The organism is Verrucosispora sp. WMMC514 (genome assembly GCF_027497295.1).
GTDB classification, from domain to species: Bacteria; Actinomycetota; Actinomycetes; order Mycobacteriales; family Micromonosporaceae; genus Micromonospora; species Micromonospora palythoicola.
Genome location: NZ_CP114906.1, coordinates 247,592 through 262,212, shown reverse-complemented (window position 1 = coordinate 262,212; position 14,621 = coordinate 247,592). Strand labels below are relative to the sequence as shown.

13 protein-coding genes are annotated in these 14,621 nt (G+C 72.3%); 6 read left to right on the top strand and 7 right to left on the bottom strand.

Translation table 11 applies throughout. The features are described 5' to 3' along the window. Positions 1–157: 157 nt before the first annotated feature. Positions 158–1,654: an aminopeptidase P family protein gene (locus O7597_RS01115; RefSeq protein WP_281581795.1), complete on the bottom strand. Its 1,497-nt coding sequence runs from the start codon at positions 1,652–1,654 to the stop codon at positions 158–160. Positions 1,655–1,788: 134 nt separating this feature from the next. Here O7597_RS01115 and asnB point away from each other — a divergent pair, with 134 nt between their 5' ends. Beyond that, complete coding sequence (asnB, locus tag O7597_RS01110) at positions 1,789–3,750, top strand: asparagine synthase (glutamine-hydrolyzing) (RefSeq protein ID WP_269742489.1); 1,962 nt, start codon at positions 1,789–1,791, stop codon at positions 3,748–3,750. Between the two features lie 60 nt (positions 3,751–3,810). On the opposite strand, the gene O7597_RS01105 is transcribed toward asnB, so the two are convergent. After that, positions 3,811–4,920, bottom strand: coding sequence for a lytic polysaccharide monooxygenase (locus O7597_RS01105; RefSeq protein ID WP_269742488.1), 1,110 nt, complete (start codon positions 4,918–4,920; stop codon positions 3,811–3,813). Positions 4,921–5,317: 397 nt separating this feature from the next. Between O7597_RS01105 and O7597_RS01100 the strand changes: the two genes are divergently transcribed. Next, positions 5,318–6,253, top strand: coding sequence for a PfkB family carbohydrate kinase (locus O7597_RS01100; protein WP_281581794.1), 936 nt, complete (start codon positions 5,318–5,320; stop codon positions 6,251–6,253). Positions 6,254–6,290: 37 nt separating this feature from the next. Here O7597_RS01100 and O7597_RS01095 read toward each other — a convergent pair whose 3' ends face one another. Beyond that, positions 6,291–7,127 carry an MBL fold metallo-hydrolase gene (locus O7597_RS01095; RefSeq protein ID WP_281581793.1) on the bottom strand — a complete coding sequence of 279 codons (837 nt, stop codon included), beginning with the start codon at positions 7,125–7,127 and terminating at the stop codon, positions 6,291–6,293. Next, positions 7,124–7,528 carry a hotdog domain-containing protein gene (locus tag O7597_RS01090; protein WP_269742485.1) on the bottom strand — a complete coding sequence of 135 codons (405 nt, stop codon included), beginning with the start codon at positions 7,526–7,528 and terminating at the stop codon, positions 7,124–7,126. Before O7597_RS01090 ends, O7597_RS01095 begins: the two co-directional genes overlap by 4 nt. 109 nt (positions 7,529–7,637) lie before the next feature. On the opposite strand from O7597_RS01090, the gene O7597_RS01085 reads away from it, so the two are divergent. Further along, on the top strand, positions 7,638–8,663 hold the full coding sequence (locus tag O7597_RS01085; protein ID WP_269742484.1) for a phosphatase PAP2 family protein: 1,026 nt from the start codon (positions 7,638–7,640) through the stop codon (positions 8,661–8,663). Between the two features lie 18 nt (positions 8,664–8,681). Here the strand turns inward: O7597_RS01085 and O7597_RS01080 are convergent, their stop codons facing one another. The 3 genes from O7597_RS01080 to O7597_RS01070 all read right to left on the bottom strand — a co-directional run bounded on the left by O7597_RS01080 (position 8,682) and on the right by O7597_RS01070 (position 11,051). Further along, entirely contained in the window at positions 8,682–10,193 is a 1,512-nt protein-coding gene (locus tag O7597_RS01080; RefSeq protein ID WP_269742483.1) for a PH domain-containing protein, read from the bottom strand. A gap of 71 nt (positions 10,194–10,264) precedes the next feature. Next, on the bottom strand, positions 10,265–10,795 hold the full coding sequence (locus O7597_RS01075; protein ID WP_269742482.1) for a PH domain-containing protein: 531 nt from the start codon (positions 10,793–10,795) through the stop codon (positions 10,265–10,267). Between the two features lie 25 nt (positions 10,796–10,820). After that, positions 10,821–11,051, bottom strand: a complete 231-nt coding sequence (locus O7597_RS01070) for a hypothetical protein (RefSeq protein ID WP_269742481.1) — start codon at positions 11,049–11,051, stop codon at positions 10,821–10,823. A gap of 236 nt (positions 11,052–11,287) precedes the next feature. Between O7597_RS01070 and O7597_RS01065 the strand changes: the two genes are divergently transcribed. The 3 genes from O7597_RS01065 to O7597_RS01055 are packed head-to-tail and all read left to right on the top strand — an operon-like array spanning position 11,288 to position 14,333. Beyond that, on the top strand, positions 11,288–12,394 hold the full coding sequence (locus O7597_RS01065) for a MoxR family ATPase (protein ID WP_281581792.1): 1,107 nt from the start codon (positions 11,288–11,290) through the stop codon (positions 12,392–12,394). Further along, positions 12,373–13,386 carry a DUF58 domain-containing protein gene (locus O7597_RS01060; RefSeq protein WP_269742479.1) on the top strand — a complete coding sequence of 338 codons (1,014 nt, stop codon included), beginning with the start codon at positions 12,373–12,375 and terminating at the stop codon, positions 13,384–13,386. The genes O7597_RS01065 and O7597_RS01060 overlap by 22 nt, the downstream gene beginning before the upstream one ends. Next, positions 13,383–14,333, top strand: a complete 951-nt coding sequence (locus O7597_RS01055; protein WP_281581791.1) for a VWA domain-containing protein — start codon at positions 13,383–13,385, stop codon at positions 14,331–14,333. Before O7597_RS01060 ends, O7597_RS01055 begins: the two co-directional genes overlap by 4 nt. Positions 14,334–14,621: the final 288 nt, after the last annotated feature.

Genomic DNA, 14,621 nt, shown 5'->3' with positions numbered 1-14,621 from the left:
TTGACCAGGACGAACGCCGATCCGCAGGACAGACGAGGGCGGACCCCGTACCAGGAGCATCGCTCCGGCGGGGTCCGCCCTCGGTAGCCGGTGCCACGGCTCGGACGAGCCCTGGGCAAGCTGGCTACGCGTCTCGCCCGATCAGTCGGGCGTCCGATCAGCCAGGCAGTCGCGGCCCGGCTTCGCGCTGCTCGGCCAACCAGGTCTCCACCTCGTCGGCCCGGCGCGGCAGGCCGGCCGACAGGTTCACCGCGCCCGAGGTGGTGACCAGGACGTCGTCCTCGATCCGGATGCCGATGCCACGCAACTCCGCCGGCACCAGCTCGTCCTCCGGCTGGAAGTACAGCCCCGGCTCGACGGTGAGCACGTACCCCTCACCCAGGGCGCCGTCGCGGTACATCTCCTTGCGGGCGTTCGAGCAGTCGTGCACGTCGATGCCGAGCATGTGCCCGAAGCCGTGCAGCGTCCAGCGGCGGTAGACCATGGAGTTCTCGTCCATCGCCTCGTCCACGCTGACCGGCAGCAGCCCCAGGTCGGCCAGCCCCTCGGCGAGCACCCGCATGCAGGTCAGGTGGACGTCCTTGAAGGTCACGCCCGGCTTGATGAAATCGATCCCGGCCTGCTGCGAGGCGTACACCACGTCGTAGACCTGGCGCTGCAACGGGCTGAACCGTCCGTCGACCGGCAGCACCCGGGTCACGTCCGCGGTGTAGAGGTGGCGGCCCTCCACGCCCATGTCCATCAGCAGCAGCTCGCCCGGACGGGTGGCACCGTGGTTGTGCACCCAGTGCAGGATCGTGGCGTGCTCGCCGGCGCCGACGATCGAGCCGTAGCCGACGTCGTTGCCGTCGTGCCGGGCCCGCAGCGCGAAGATGCCCTCCAGCAGCCGCTCGGAGACACCCCGGTCGGCCGGCAGCGCCCGGGCCACGTCCTCGAAGCCGCGTACGGTGGCGTCGACCGCCTCCTGGAGCTGGGCGATCTCCCACTCGTCCTTGACCAGCTTCTGCTCCGAGATGGCGATGGCCAGCTCGCGGTCGCGGGCCGGTTGCCCCTCCTCGCGCGGGCCGTCCCAGGGCCGCACCGCGGCGTCCACCCGGGTGTCGAAGCCACGCAGCACCCGGGTACGCGCCGGGGCCAGCTCCGCCAGCGCCGCGTCCAGCTCGGTCAGGTCGGCGGTGGGCAGGCCCAGCTCGGTCGACTTCTCGCTCAGGGTGTGGCGCCGGCCCACCCACAGCTCGCCGTGCCGGCTGCGGAAGAACTCGTCGTTCTCCCGGGACGAGCGGGGGCGCATGTACAGCGTGGCGTCGTGGTCGGAGCCGGTCGGCCGCAGCACCAGCACGCTGTCCGGGTCGTGGTCGCCGGTGAGGTACGCGAAGTCGCTGCCCGGCCGGAACCGGTACTCGGTGTCGTTGGCGCGTACCTTCTCGCCGCCGGTGGGGATCACGAGCGTCTCGCCCGGGAAGGCCGCCGAGAGAGCGGCCCGACGCTTGGCGTAGTTCGGCACCTCCGGCCGTGGACCGACCGGCAGGGTGGTGTCCCGCCAGCCCTGCCGCATGAACGACAGGAACGCCGGTGGGAAGTCCGGGTCGTGCGACTCGGTGCCGTCGGTCGGCTCGCCGTCGGTCGGCTCGCCGTCGGTGCGTTCCTCGGTCATGCCCCGCTCCCTTCGCCTCGTTGCTGGTCCCGACCGTACCGCGAACCCGGTCCCGGGCCGACCCGCCGGTGGCCGTCCCGGCGGGCCCGGCAGTGCCGCGACGGCCGACAAACGCGCGTGGAAAGATGACGGACATGTGCGGACTCCTGGCTTTCTTCAGTGCGCGCGGCGACGCCGCCGCCCACCGCGACAACATCGCCGGGGCGTTGGAATGCCTGCACCACCGCGGCCCGGACGAGACCGGGGTCGAGGTGGTCGGCGACGCCTCCGGCCGGTACGCGGACGGGGTGTTCGCCCACAAACGGTTGGCGATCATCGACGTCGCGCTGAGTCACGAGCCGCTGCCCTATGCCGACGGGCGTTACCTGCTGACCTTCAACGGCGAGATCTACAACTACATCGAGCTGCGCGAGGAGTTGATCCGCGACTTCGGCGCCCGGTTCGCCACCAACGGCGACGGCGAGGTCATCGTCGCCGGCTACCACTACTGGGGCGAGCAGGTGCTCACCCGGCTGCGGGGCATGTTCGCCTTCGTCATCTGGGACCGGCAGCAGCGTCGCGCGTTCGGTGCCCGCGACTACTACGGCATCAAGCCGCTGCACTACCTGGAGACCGCCGACGGGCTCTACCTCGCCTCGGAGAAGAAGGCCCTGCTGCCCTTCGCCCAGTCGGCGTACGCCGGGGACGCCGGGGTCGACCCGGCCAACCTCAGCCACTACCTCACCCTGCAGTACGTGCCCGAGCCCGGCACCCTGCACCGGGGGATCAGCCGGATCGGCTCGGGGGAGTACCTCACCTGGACCCCGGGCGGCCGGATCGACGTGCGGCGCTGGTACCGGCCGGTGTTCCGGCCGGCGCCGGTCTCCGACGAGCAGAAGCTCTACCACGAGATCCGCGAGACGCTGCGCGAGAGCGTACGCATGCACATGCGCTCCGACGTGCCGGTCGGCTCGTTCCTGTCCAGCGGGATCGACTCCACGGCGGTGGTCGCCCTGGCCCGGGAGTTCAACCCGAACATCCTCACCTTCACCGTCGGCTACGACGTGCCGGGCTACTCCGAGATCGACGTCGCCCAGGACTCGGCCCGCCACCTCGACGTGACCACCATCCCGACCAAGATCGGGCCGCAGGACATGATCGAGGCGTTGCCGAAGATCGTCTGGCATCTGGACGACCCGGTCGCCGACCCGGCGCTGGTGCCGCTCTACTTCGTCGCCAAGAAGGCCGCCGAGCACGTCACCGTGGTGCTCTCCGGCGAGGGCGCCGACGAGTTCTTCGGCGGTTACACGATCTACCGGGAGCCGCTGTCGTTGAGCGGCGTCAACGGGCTGCCCGACGGGGTGCAGAAGGGCCTGCGGGCGGTCTCCAAGGCGATCCCGCAGGGGGTCAAGGGCAAGAGCTTCCTGGAGCGCGGCACCACGCCGATCGAGCAGCGCTACTACGGCAACGCCCGGATGTTCACCGAGGAGGAGAAGCAGCACCTGCTGCGCCGCTACGACCCGTCGGTGCGCTACACGGACGTGACCGCGCCGATCTACGCCGAGTGCACCGAGCTGGACGACGTGACCAAGATGCAGTACGTCGACCTCTACACCTGGCTGCGCGGCGACATCCTGGTCAAGGCGGACCGGATCTCCATGGCGCACTCGCTCGAGGTGCGGGTGCCCTTCCTCGACCGGGCGGTGTTCGAGGTGGCGGCGAAGATCCCGGTGGAGCTGAAGTTGCCGCCGCGTTCCGACGCCACCAAGTACGCCATGCGTCAGGCGTTGCAGGGTGTCGTGCCGCCGGCCATCGTCAACCGCAAGAAGCTGGGCTTCCCCACCCCGACCCGGGTCTGGCTGCGCGGCGAGATGTACGAGTGGGCCCGGCACGTGCTGTCCACCTCCGGCGCCGGTGAGCTGCTCGACCTGTCGTACGCGTTGCGCCTGCTCGAGGAGCACAAGCGGGAGGAGTTCGACCACTCCCGCAAGGTGTGGACGGTGCTGATCTTCTGCATCTGGCACGCGATCTTCGTCGCGAAGACCCTCGACCCGGGTATCCAACGCAACCAGTCGGCCCTGCTCACCAAGCCCGTCGTCGGCTCCATGGTGCGCTGACCGACGGGCGGACAAGCGGAAAGGGGGCCCCTCGCGGGGCCCCCTTCGTGCTGCTGACGGTCAGCTGCTGGAGCAGGTCGCCGTCGGCGTCGCGCCACTGCCGCTGGCGAGGAAGCCGAAGCTCGTACTGCCGTTGGCCGCCACGGTGCCGTTGTACGACACGTTACGGGCCGTCACCGACGATCCGGACGTGGTCTGGGTGGCGTTCCAGACCTGGCTGATCTGCTGGCCACCGGGCCAGCTCCAGTTGGCGGTCCAACCGCTCAGCGCGGAGGTGCCGGTGTTGCGGATCTCGACCTCACCCTGGAACCCACCGGACCAGCTGCTGGTCACCTTGACCGTGGCGGTGCAGCCACCGGGGCCCGGCGGCGGGGTGGTCGGGTTCGGCGGGGGCGTGGTCGGGTTCGGCGGCGGAGTGGTGGGGTTCGGCGGCGGGGTGGTCGGGTTCGGCGGCGGGTTGTTGCCACCGATACCGGTCACCTCACCGTTGCCACCGTCGAAGGTCACGTCGGAGCAGCCGAAGAAGTTCTCCTGGCTGTCCGAGCGCACCCACCGGGAGTAGATGATGTGCCGGCCGCTCTTGTTCGACGGCAGGTTCCCGGTGAAGTAGTAGTGACCGTCGTTGGTGCCGACCGCACCGCGCTGCGGCGGGTTGGTCACCGTCAGGAACGGCTGGGCCTCCAGGTCGCTCCAGGCCAGCGCCCGGGTCGGGCTCCAGCTGTCCCGGGTCACGTAGAAGTAGAACGTGCCCGGGTGGTGGGCCCAGTTGCTGTACTTGAACTCGATCGACCGGCCGGCCGTCAGGTGCGTCAGCGGCCAGTCGTTGCGGGCCAGGTCGAAGCCACGGAAGCCGGTGGCCCCGCCGCTGCACAGCTGGCCGTCCGGGATGAAGCCGGTGGTCCGACCGCCGGCGTCCGAACGCAGCACACTGAACCAGTTGTAGAGCGAGTTCGTCCCGCTCTGCGCGACGGCGGCGGCGCAGGCCGGGTTGTTCGGCCTGATCTCACCGGTCTGGGTGAGGCCGTCGCGCCAGCACAGGAAGGTGCGGGCACCCGGCGTCATCGCCGCGCCGTGCGCGGCGGCCGGTTCGGGGCTGGCGGTCACGACGACCGCACCCGCGAGAAGAGTGAAAGCCGCGGTTAGCAGCGCGGCCAAGCGTGGACGGTGCACGGGTTCTCCTGACTCGCGGAGCGCATTGCGTGGGTGCGCCCCGCCGAACGAGCGGGTGGCGGATATGGTGCCGCCCCGCTGCGGGCGAAATGCGACTACGTGGCGACCGTGCGGATGGGGACGGATGGCCCAGCCGGCACGCTGCCGCCAGCGGAGTGTCGACGCGTGAATGCCCTCGCGCGATATGAAGCCCGGCGCCGGTGGACGCGCAGCCCCCGCGCCACCCGGCACCACCATCCCACCATGCCGGACCGCTCGGCGCAATAGTCGCTCCTCGATGCGTGTAACCGACCCGCTGCGCGACACCCAGGTCACGCCAATACGGTGGCTTCCACGCCCGGCACACATCCGCTGTGCCAGCCTGGGCATCACGTACGGCAGACGGAAGGACCTGACGATGGGATACGCGGTCGTGCTCGGCGAGGCGCTCGTCGACCTGCTGGACAGCGAGTGCGACGGCGCGCCGGTCTACCGACAGGCCATCGGTGGTGGACCGCTGAACGTCGCGGTCGGTGTCGCCCGGCTCGGTGGCGCGGTGCAGTTCGTCGGGTCGCTCGGCGACGACGTGCTCGCCGGTCGGATCCGTGACTTCCTCACCGCCGAACAGGTGGGGCTGGCCGGGGCGGTGACCGCCGCGGTGCCGACCACGCTGGCCGTGGCCACCTTCTCCGGCGCGGAGCCGGACTTCCGCTTCTACGGCGAGCCGCCCTCGTACGCGCTGCTCGGTCCCGACGAACTCGACGTCGCGCTGGTCGAGGGCGCCGACGTGCTCTACTGCGGCTCGATCGTGCTGCTGGCGCCGGCGACCCTGGCCGCCGCCCGCCGGGCCTGGGCGGCCGCCCCGGGGCTGCGGGTGTTCGATCCGAACGTCCGTCCCCGGCTGCTGGCCGGCCCGCAGGCGTTGGCCGGACTACGGGAGGTGGTCGCCGAGTTCGCCGGTGGAGCGCACCTGGTCAAGCTCAGTGCGGCCGACGCGGAACTGCTCTATCCAGGTGAGCCGGTCGAGTCGGTGGCGGTCTACCTGCGCGAACTGGGCGCGGCCACGGTGGTGGTCACCCTCGGCGCCGCCGGCGCGGTGGTCGCCGCCGCCGATGCCGACCCGGTACGCGTACCCGCCCCGAAGGTCGACGCCGTCGACGCCACCGGGGGAGGTGACTCGGTGATGGCCGCCCTCGTCGCCGACCTGCTGACCGGCGGCGAGCCCGTCGAGCCGTCCGGCTGGCACGAGCGGGTCGGGTACGCCCTGCGGGTCGCCGGTCTGGTCTGCGAACGTCCCGGTGGCGCGGTCGCCATGCCCACCCGCGCCGAGGTGCGCCAGCGCTTCGGCGACTGACGACGAACCGGCCCGCCGTCGCCGACAGCGGTCCCGGTCAGGCGGTGCCGTCGAGTTCGGCGTACCCGCGCCGGGCGGCGGCCAGGGCGTGGCGGGCCGGGAACGGAGCGTCGGCGGCGACCCGCTCCGGTGGTGCGCCGCCGGTGTGCCCGGCCCGGATCAGCCAGGCCAGCTCCACCAGCTGGGCGTGCTGGGCCCGGACGAACTCCGCGTCGACCGGCTCGCCGTGCCCGGGCACGACCACCGTCGCCGGTGAGATCGACCGGGCCAGCTCGGCCAGCGCGTCGGGCCACTGCAACGGGTACGAGTCCTCGAACGCCGGTGGACCGGCCTGCTCGACAAGATCACCCGCGATCAGCAGGTCAGCGTCGGGCACCCGCACGACGAGGTCGGCGTCGGTGTGACCACGTCCGGGGTGGCGCAGCACCACCTCTCGGCCGCCGACGTCGAGGACCGCCTCGGTGCGCACGGTGTGGGTGGGGGCCAGCAGCGCGGTGTCGGCAAGTTCGGCCGCGAGGTCCGGATGCCCGGCGCGCAACTCCGCGTACGCCTCCCGGCGCAGCCGGTCCCCCTCATCGCGGATCGCCACGGCGACCAGTTCGTGCGCCCACACCGGGCGCGGCGGGTCACCGGCGATCGTGGCGTTGCCGAAGCAGTGGTCGAAGTGATGGTGGGTGTTGACAAGCGTCAGCGGGTCGGTGGTGACCGCCCGTACGGCGGCGGCCAGTTCGGCCGCCTGCCCGGCGGTGGAGAGGGTGTCGACCAGCAGCGCCGCGCCGTCGCCCAGCACCAGCGTGACGTTCACCGCGAGCACCGGCTCGCGTAGCACCAGCACCCGGTCGGCGACCTCGACGAAGCGGCCGGTCGTCGTCATGCGGCCCCGCCGGCTCGTTCCAGGAACCGGTGCCGGTCGACCAGGGCCCGCTCCACCCGCCCCTCGGCGACGGTCCGCCCGCCCTCGGTGACGGTGATCTCGAACACCAGCCGGCGTCGGTCGACCTCGGTCAGCCGGGCCTGCGCCACGACCGTGCGGCCCACCGGCGTGGCGGCCAGATGCTCCAGCTCCACCCGGGTCCCCACGGTGGTCGAGCCACTCGGCAGGTGACGGGCGGTCGCGGCCACGGTCGCCGCCTCGGCCAGGGCGAGCACCCGTGGCGTGCCGAGCACCGGGACGTCACCGGAACCGACCGCCTGAGCGGTGTCGCCCTCGGTGACGGTCAACTCGACCCGGCCGGTCAGACCCGGGGCCAGGGTTTGCTCCGTCAGCTCCCGCATGGCCACAGCGTAGGTGGTCGGCGGAGCCCGGGCCACGCGGCCGGGCAGATGCGCCACGCAGGTGCTCCTGCGTCCGGTCCGGCGCAGGTCGCCGCTAACCTTGTCCGCGATGTCTGCCGAGACCCATCCCCAGCCCCCAGCCTCGACCGAGCCGCCCGCCGCCCGCGACGGCGGACGCCGCCGTGTGATCGCGATGTCGGTCTGGGCCGTCGCCTTCGTGGCGGGCTGGCTCGTCATCGGCCTGCCCACCGACCCGGTGTACGCGTTCTTCTGGATCTGGGCCGGCACCATCGCCTGGTACTCCACCCGACCGTGGCGCAGCCACCTGCAGTTCGCCCGGGACTGGGTGCCGGTGGTCCTGCTGCTGGTGGCCTACAACCTCTCCCGTGGGTTCGCCTACCACGACGGCACCGTGCCGCACGCCTACGAACTGATCCTGGCCGACCGCCTGATGTTCGGCTGGGCGATGGACGGCCAGGTGCCGACCGTCTGGTTGCAGCAGCACCTGTACCAGCCGGAGGTGCGCTGGTGGGACGTCCTGGTCAGCTGGGTGTACTTCTCGCACTTCGTGGCGGCGCTGGCCGCCGCCGCGGTGCTGTGGATGGTCAAGCGCAGCCGGTGGGCGGCGTTCATGCGCCGCTGGTTCTTCCTCTGCGCCACCGGCCTGATCACCTACTTCCTCTACCCGGCCGCCCCGCCGTGGTGGGCAGCCCAGAACGGGCTGATCGAGGAGGTCGCGCGGATCTCCACCCGAGGCTGGAAGGCGTTCGGCATGCACGGGGCGGGCAACCTGCTCAACGCCGGACAGTTGGCCTCCAACCCGGTGGCCGCGATGCCGTCGCTGCACACCGCCTTCGCCCTGTTCGTGGTGCTGTTCTTCCTGCGTGACGTCCGGCGTCGCTGGTGGCCGCTGTTGCTGGCCTACCCGCTGGCGATGACCTTCACCCTGGTCTACAGCGGCGAGCACTACGTGATCGACGTGCTGGTCGGCTGGGCGTACGTCGCCATGACCTTCCTGGCGGTCGGCTGGGCCGAACGCTGGTGGGCCCGCCGGAAGGCCCGCCGCACCCCGCCCGACACCTCCACCGCCGAACCCGTACCCGTGGCGCCGTCCGCCCTGCCCAGCCGCCGCTGACCCCGTCGGCGGATCAGGTCAGCCAGCGCGGCGGGCGACCTGACCCCGGGCGGTGAGCTCCGCCGCCAACGCCCAGGCGTCGGCGAGGTCCCGGTCGACCGCCGCCGCGCCGGCTCCACCGGCGGTGTCGGCGTGCACGGTGGCCAACCCGAGCAGCCGCTGCACCGGCCCCTGCACCACCCGTACGCTCTGCAACCGGGCGTACGGTACGACCGTCAGTTGACGGGTGAGCAGGCCCGAGCGGACCGCGAAGACCTGCTCGGTCAGACCGGCACCGAGCACCTGGCGACTCAACGGGTGGACCCAGCGGGCCCGGGCCGGTGGGGGCCGCAACGGCAGCGCCGCCAGCGCCACCCCGGGCAGCACCTCGCCCACGATCATCTCGCCCGTCGGCTGGTCACCGACGGGCAGCAGCCGGTCCGGCCGGTTGCGCTCGTCGGCCTCGCCGGCCGCGTAGCCGGCCACCTCCAGCCGCAGCCGCAGCCAGCCCTTCATCCGCCAGAGCAGTGGCCAGGTCACCCGCACGGTCTGCACCCGGTGCAACGGTACGGTCTGCGACCTGGTCTCCAGCAGGCCGTTGCGGATGCGCAGCCGGTCGCCGTCGCGGGCCAACTGGAACCGCCAGTCGTCGAGCACCCGGCGGACCGGTTGCAGCAGGACACCGGCCATCGCGGTGAGCGTGCTCGCCACCGCGATGAACGACCAGGACCCCTCGGACAGGAACTGCGTCGCCACGAAGGCCACACCGAAGGGCAGCAGGAACGCCTGCGGGGTCAGCAGCTGGCTGATCAGCAGGTCCCGGTTGCTCACCGCGTGCAACGGTCGCCCGGGTTGCGCGGGCGGCTCGGCACCGGCCGGCACCGGCTGCGCCTGGGCCGCCGGCACCGTGCCGGAGGAGTTGCCGGCCAGGGTCAGCAGCCGCTGCCGCAGCGCCCCGGCCTCGGCGAGGCTGAGGTACGCCAGCGGCGCCTCGGTCTTGCCGCCGCCGACCACCTCCAGCCGCAGCTCGGCCAGCCCGGTGAGCTGGGCGAGCAACGGTCGGACCACCTCGACGGCCTGGAGCCGTTCCAACGGAATGGCCCGGCTGCGGCGCCAGAGCAACCCCTCGTGGATGCGCAACTCCCGGCCGACCACCTGGTAGCCGGTGTTGTACCAGCTGACCACGGCCAGCACGCTCGCGCCGAGTGCGAGCACGATCACCATCGTGGCGAACCAGCCGATCCCCACCCGCGACAGGGTCGACCAGGACAGTCCGGCGATGACCACGGCCAGTGACTTGGCACCGTGCAGCACGGGACTCAGCGGATGCAGCCGCTGCCGCGCCGACGGATCCGGCGGGCGTGGACCGACCCACCCGCCGGGCGGCTGCGACGCGCCGACCGGTGATGACGGCCCCGCCACCTGGTACGAGCCCGGCGGCCGGCCCTCGCCCGGCGCCGGTGCCTCAGCCGGCACCGCCGGCACGACTTGGTCGGGCGGTGGTGTTTCGGCGGGAACTGCCGGCACGGCGTCGGCGGGTTCGCCGCCCATCGCCTCTCCGGCGTGATCCCGCTCGTCCGCGCCGGTCGGGGTCCGGTCCGGACCCGGAGCGGCCGAGCCGCTCACAGTCCTTCCGCCCGGTCCTCGCCGAGCGCGGTCAGGCGGTCCCGCAGCCGGGACGCCTCCGCCGGACGCAGCCCCGGCACCCGGGCGTCGCTGGCCGCGGCCGCGGTGTGCAACTGGACGGTCGCCAGGTCGAACGCCCGCTCCAGCGGGCCGGCGCTGACGTCGACGAACTGCATCCGCGAGTACGGGACGATGGACAGCCGGCGGACCAGCAGACCGTGCCGGACCAGCAGGTCGTCCTCACGTTCGGCGTAGCCCCAGGCGCGTACCGCCCGCACGATGGTCACCACCCGCCAGAGAGCGAACAGCACGACCGCACCGAGCGCCAACCCGAACGGCCAGGAACCGGTGAGCGCCCAGCCGACCCCGAGCACCGCCGCCACGACGGCCACACCGGCTGCCAGGCGCAGCAGCTCGACCCAGATCAGGTCGGTCGATATCGACTGCCACCGCACGGTGTCCGGCCACGGTTCCAGGGGGCTGGTCGGCGCGGCCGACGGCGAAACCTCAGGCGCGTCATCGCTCACGGGGCCAGCCTTCCGTTGTACGCGTTCACCCTTCGAGCGTAGGCGATTCCCCCATCGGGGCGACCTCACGCAGAAAGCCTCGTGCGCCGAGGAAGTCGCCGAGCGAGGGCCGGTGCGTGTCACAGGCGAGCCAGGTCTTGCGCCGCTCGGGCCGGTGCAGGCGGGGATTGTTCCAGCGCAGTGCCCATCGGGCCGGGGTGCGACACCCACGGGCCGAACAGGGCAGCGCCTCGGCGGGGCTGTCGGGGTGGGTCATCCCGCTCAGTCTAGGACGGCGGGGAAGAGTGAGCGCCGGGCGGCCACGGGGGAAGCCGCCCGGCGACGGATGAATGGTACACACGCCGGGACGGCTTTTGTCCACTGGTGATCGGCGATTTTTCCGTCCCGGAACGGCGTGGCGGAAATCGGTCGCTCCCCCAGTCGGCACTCAGTCGGGCATGCGAGGCTTGGTACCGCACACGCCGCGACGACCGCTCACGCTGTGGAGGACCAGTGGCCCAGCCGACCACGCCCGACGCCCCGCCGCCGAACGGGGCCCAACCGCAGGCGCCCGCGCCGCCGACCACCCCGGCGCAGGACGCCACCCTGCTGGAGCGGGCGCTGTTCGAGATCAAGCGCGTGATCGTCGGGCAGGACCGGATGGTCGAGCGGATGTTCGTCGCGCTGCTCGCCCGGGGCCACTGCCTGCTGGAAGGCGTACCGGGGGTGGCCAAGACCCTCGCGGTGGAGACCCTCGCCAAGGTGGTCGGCGGATCGTTCGCCCGGGTGCAGTTCACCCCGGATCTGGTGCCGGCCGACATCATGGGTACCAGGATCTACCGGCAGTCCAGCGAGAAGTTCGACGTCGAGCTGGGCCCGGTCTTCGTCAACTTCCTGCTCGCCGACGAGATCAACCGGGCGCCGGCGAAGGTGCAGTCCGCGCTGCTGGAGGTGATGAGCGAGCGGCAGGTGTCGATCGGTGGCGAGAGTCACCGGGTGCCGAACCCGTTCCTGGTGATGGCGACGCAGAACCCGATCGAACAGGAAGGGGTGTACCCGCTGCCGGAGGCGCAGCGGGACCGCTTCCTGATGAAGATCATCGTGGGGTACCCGACTGACGCCGAGGAGCGGGAGATCGTCTACCGGATGGGCGTCGCGCCGCCCGAGCCCACCGCGGTGTTCGACACCGACGATCTGGTCGCCCTCCAGCACAAGGCCGACCAGGTGTTCGTGCACAACGCCCTGGTCGACTACGCGGTCCGGCTGGTGCTGGCCACCCGTACGCCGGCGGAACACGGCATGCCCGACGTCGCGCAACTGATCCAGTACGGTGCCAGCCCGCGGGCCTCGCTCGGGTTGGTCCGGGCGACCCGGGCGCTGGCCCTGCTCCGCGGCCGTGACTATGCCCTGCCGCAGGACGTGCAGGACATCGCACCGGACATCCTGCGGCACCGGCTGGTGCTCAGCTACGACGCGCTCGCCGACGACGTACCGGCCGACCACGTGGTGCACCGGGTGATGTCGACCATCCCGCTGCCGTCGGTGGCACCCCGGCAGCAGGCCACCCCGCCCGCCGGGGCGGTGGCACCTACCTCAGGGTGGCCCGGGCAGCGGCCGTGACCTCCACCACCCCTCGACCCGGTGAGCCGGACCGGATGGCGGCCAGCGACCGTTCCGGTGCCGTGCTGTCCCGGCTGCAACTGCTGGTGACCCGCAAACTCGACGGACTTCTCCAGGGTGACTACGCGGGCCTGCTGCCCGGGCCGGGCAGCGAGGCGGGTGAGTCGCGTGAGTACCGTCCCGGCGACGACGTGCGCCGGATGGACTGGCCGGTGACCGCCCGGACCACCACCCCGCACGTGCGGCGTACCGTGGCCGACCGTGAGCTGGAGACGTGGCTGGCGGTGGACCTGTCGGCGAGCCTGGACTTCGGCACCGGCCGGTGGCTCAAGCGGGACGTCGTGATCGCGGCGGCCGCGGCGATCACGCACCTGACCGTGCGGGGCGGCAACCGGATCGGTGCGGTAGTCGGCAGCGGCGGCGACGTGCCGGTGCCCCGCCGTGGCCGGCGGCAGGCGCCCCCGGCCGGCCCGGGGCGACTGGTCCGGCTGCCGGCCCGGTCCGGCCGCAAGGAGGCCCAGGGCATGCTGCGGGCCATCGCCGGCACCGAGATCCGGCCCGGCCGCGGTGACCTCGGCGCGCTCATCGACATGCTCAACCGGCCACCCCGGCGGCGCGGTGTCGCCGTGGTCATCTCCGACTTCCTCGCCCCGCCGGCCCAGTGGGCGCGCCCGCTGCGCAAGCTGCGGGTACGACAGGATCTGCTCGCCATCGAGGTGGTCGATCCGCGGGAGCTGGAACTGCCCGACGTCGGGGTGCTCCCGGTGGTCGACCCGGAGACCGGCGAACTGCACGAGGTGCAGACCGCCGACCCGAGCCTGCGGCATCGTTACGCGGCAGCCGCCGCGGCCCAGCGGGCGGAGATCTCCGCCGCCCTGCGCGCCGCCGGCGCCGCCCACCTGCGACTGCGTACCGACCGAGACTGGCTGCTGGACATGGTGCGCTTCGTGGCCGCCCAGCGGCACGCCCGCACCCGGGGGACGACACGATGATTCGACTGCTGCAACCGTGGTGGCTGCTGGCCGTGCTGCCGGTGTTCGCCCTCGCCGCGCTGTACGTCTGGCGGCAGCTGCGCCGGCGCGACTACGCGCTGCGGTTCACCAACGTGGACCTGCTGCGTACCGTGGCGCCGAAGGGTCTCGGCTGGCGCCGGCACGTGCCGGCCACCGCGTTCCTGCTGGCCCTGCTGGTGCTGGCCGGTGCGCTGGCCCGGCCCGCGGTCGACACCCGGGAGCCGCTGGAACGCGCCACCATCATGCTGGCCATCGACGTGTCACTGTCCATGCAGGCCGACGACGTGCCGCCGAACCGGCTGGAGGCGGCCCAGGAGGCGGCCATGCAGTTCGTGGCGGAGCTGCCGGAGACGTACAACCTGGGGTTGGTCTCGTTCGCCAAGTCGGCGAACGTGCTGGTGCCGCCGACCAAGGACCGCCCGGCGGTGACCAGTGCCATCGAGGGCCTGGTGCTGGCCGAGGCGACGGCGACCGGCGAGGCGGTCTTCACCTGCCTGGAGGCGATCCGGTCGGTGCCGGCCGACGGGGCGGCCGGCATCCCGCCGGCCCGGATCGTGCTGCTCTCCGACGGCTTCCGGACGGCCGGACGGTCGGTGGAGGAGGCGGCCGCCGCGGCGCAGGCGGCGAACGTGCCGGTCTCCACGATCGCCTTCGGCACCGACTCCGGACATGTGGACATCGGTGGTCAGTTGCAGCGGGTGCCGGTGGACCGGCTCGCCCTGGCCGAGTTGGCGGAGACCACTGAGGGCTTCTTCTACGAGGCCGCGACGGTCAACGAACTCAAGCAGGTCTACCAGGACATGGGCAGTTCGATCGGCTTCCGCACCGAACCCCGCGAGATCACCCAGTGGTACGCCGGCATCGCCCTGCTGCTGGCCCTCTGCGCCGGCGCCTTCAGCCTCCTCTGGTCCTCCCGCATGATCTGACCACCACCGGAGGTCGGCGGGTGGGCGAGTGGGTTAGTGGGTGGCGCTGGCCAGGAAGAAGAGGACGGCTACCCAGACGGCGGCGAGGGTGAAGCCCAGCGGGGCGACGTAGCGGCTCATGACAGCTCCGACGTGGCGGCTCGGCGGCCCGGGCAGGGCGGACCGCGGGAGGGGTGGATCGGGACGCGCACACGCGAAGTCGTGACCGGGCTGCTTTCCGGCGGCGCCCGTCCGATCGGCCGCCCCGACAGAATCGCCGGGCGGTGGGACGGGTGCGCGGGGGAGCGG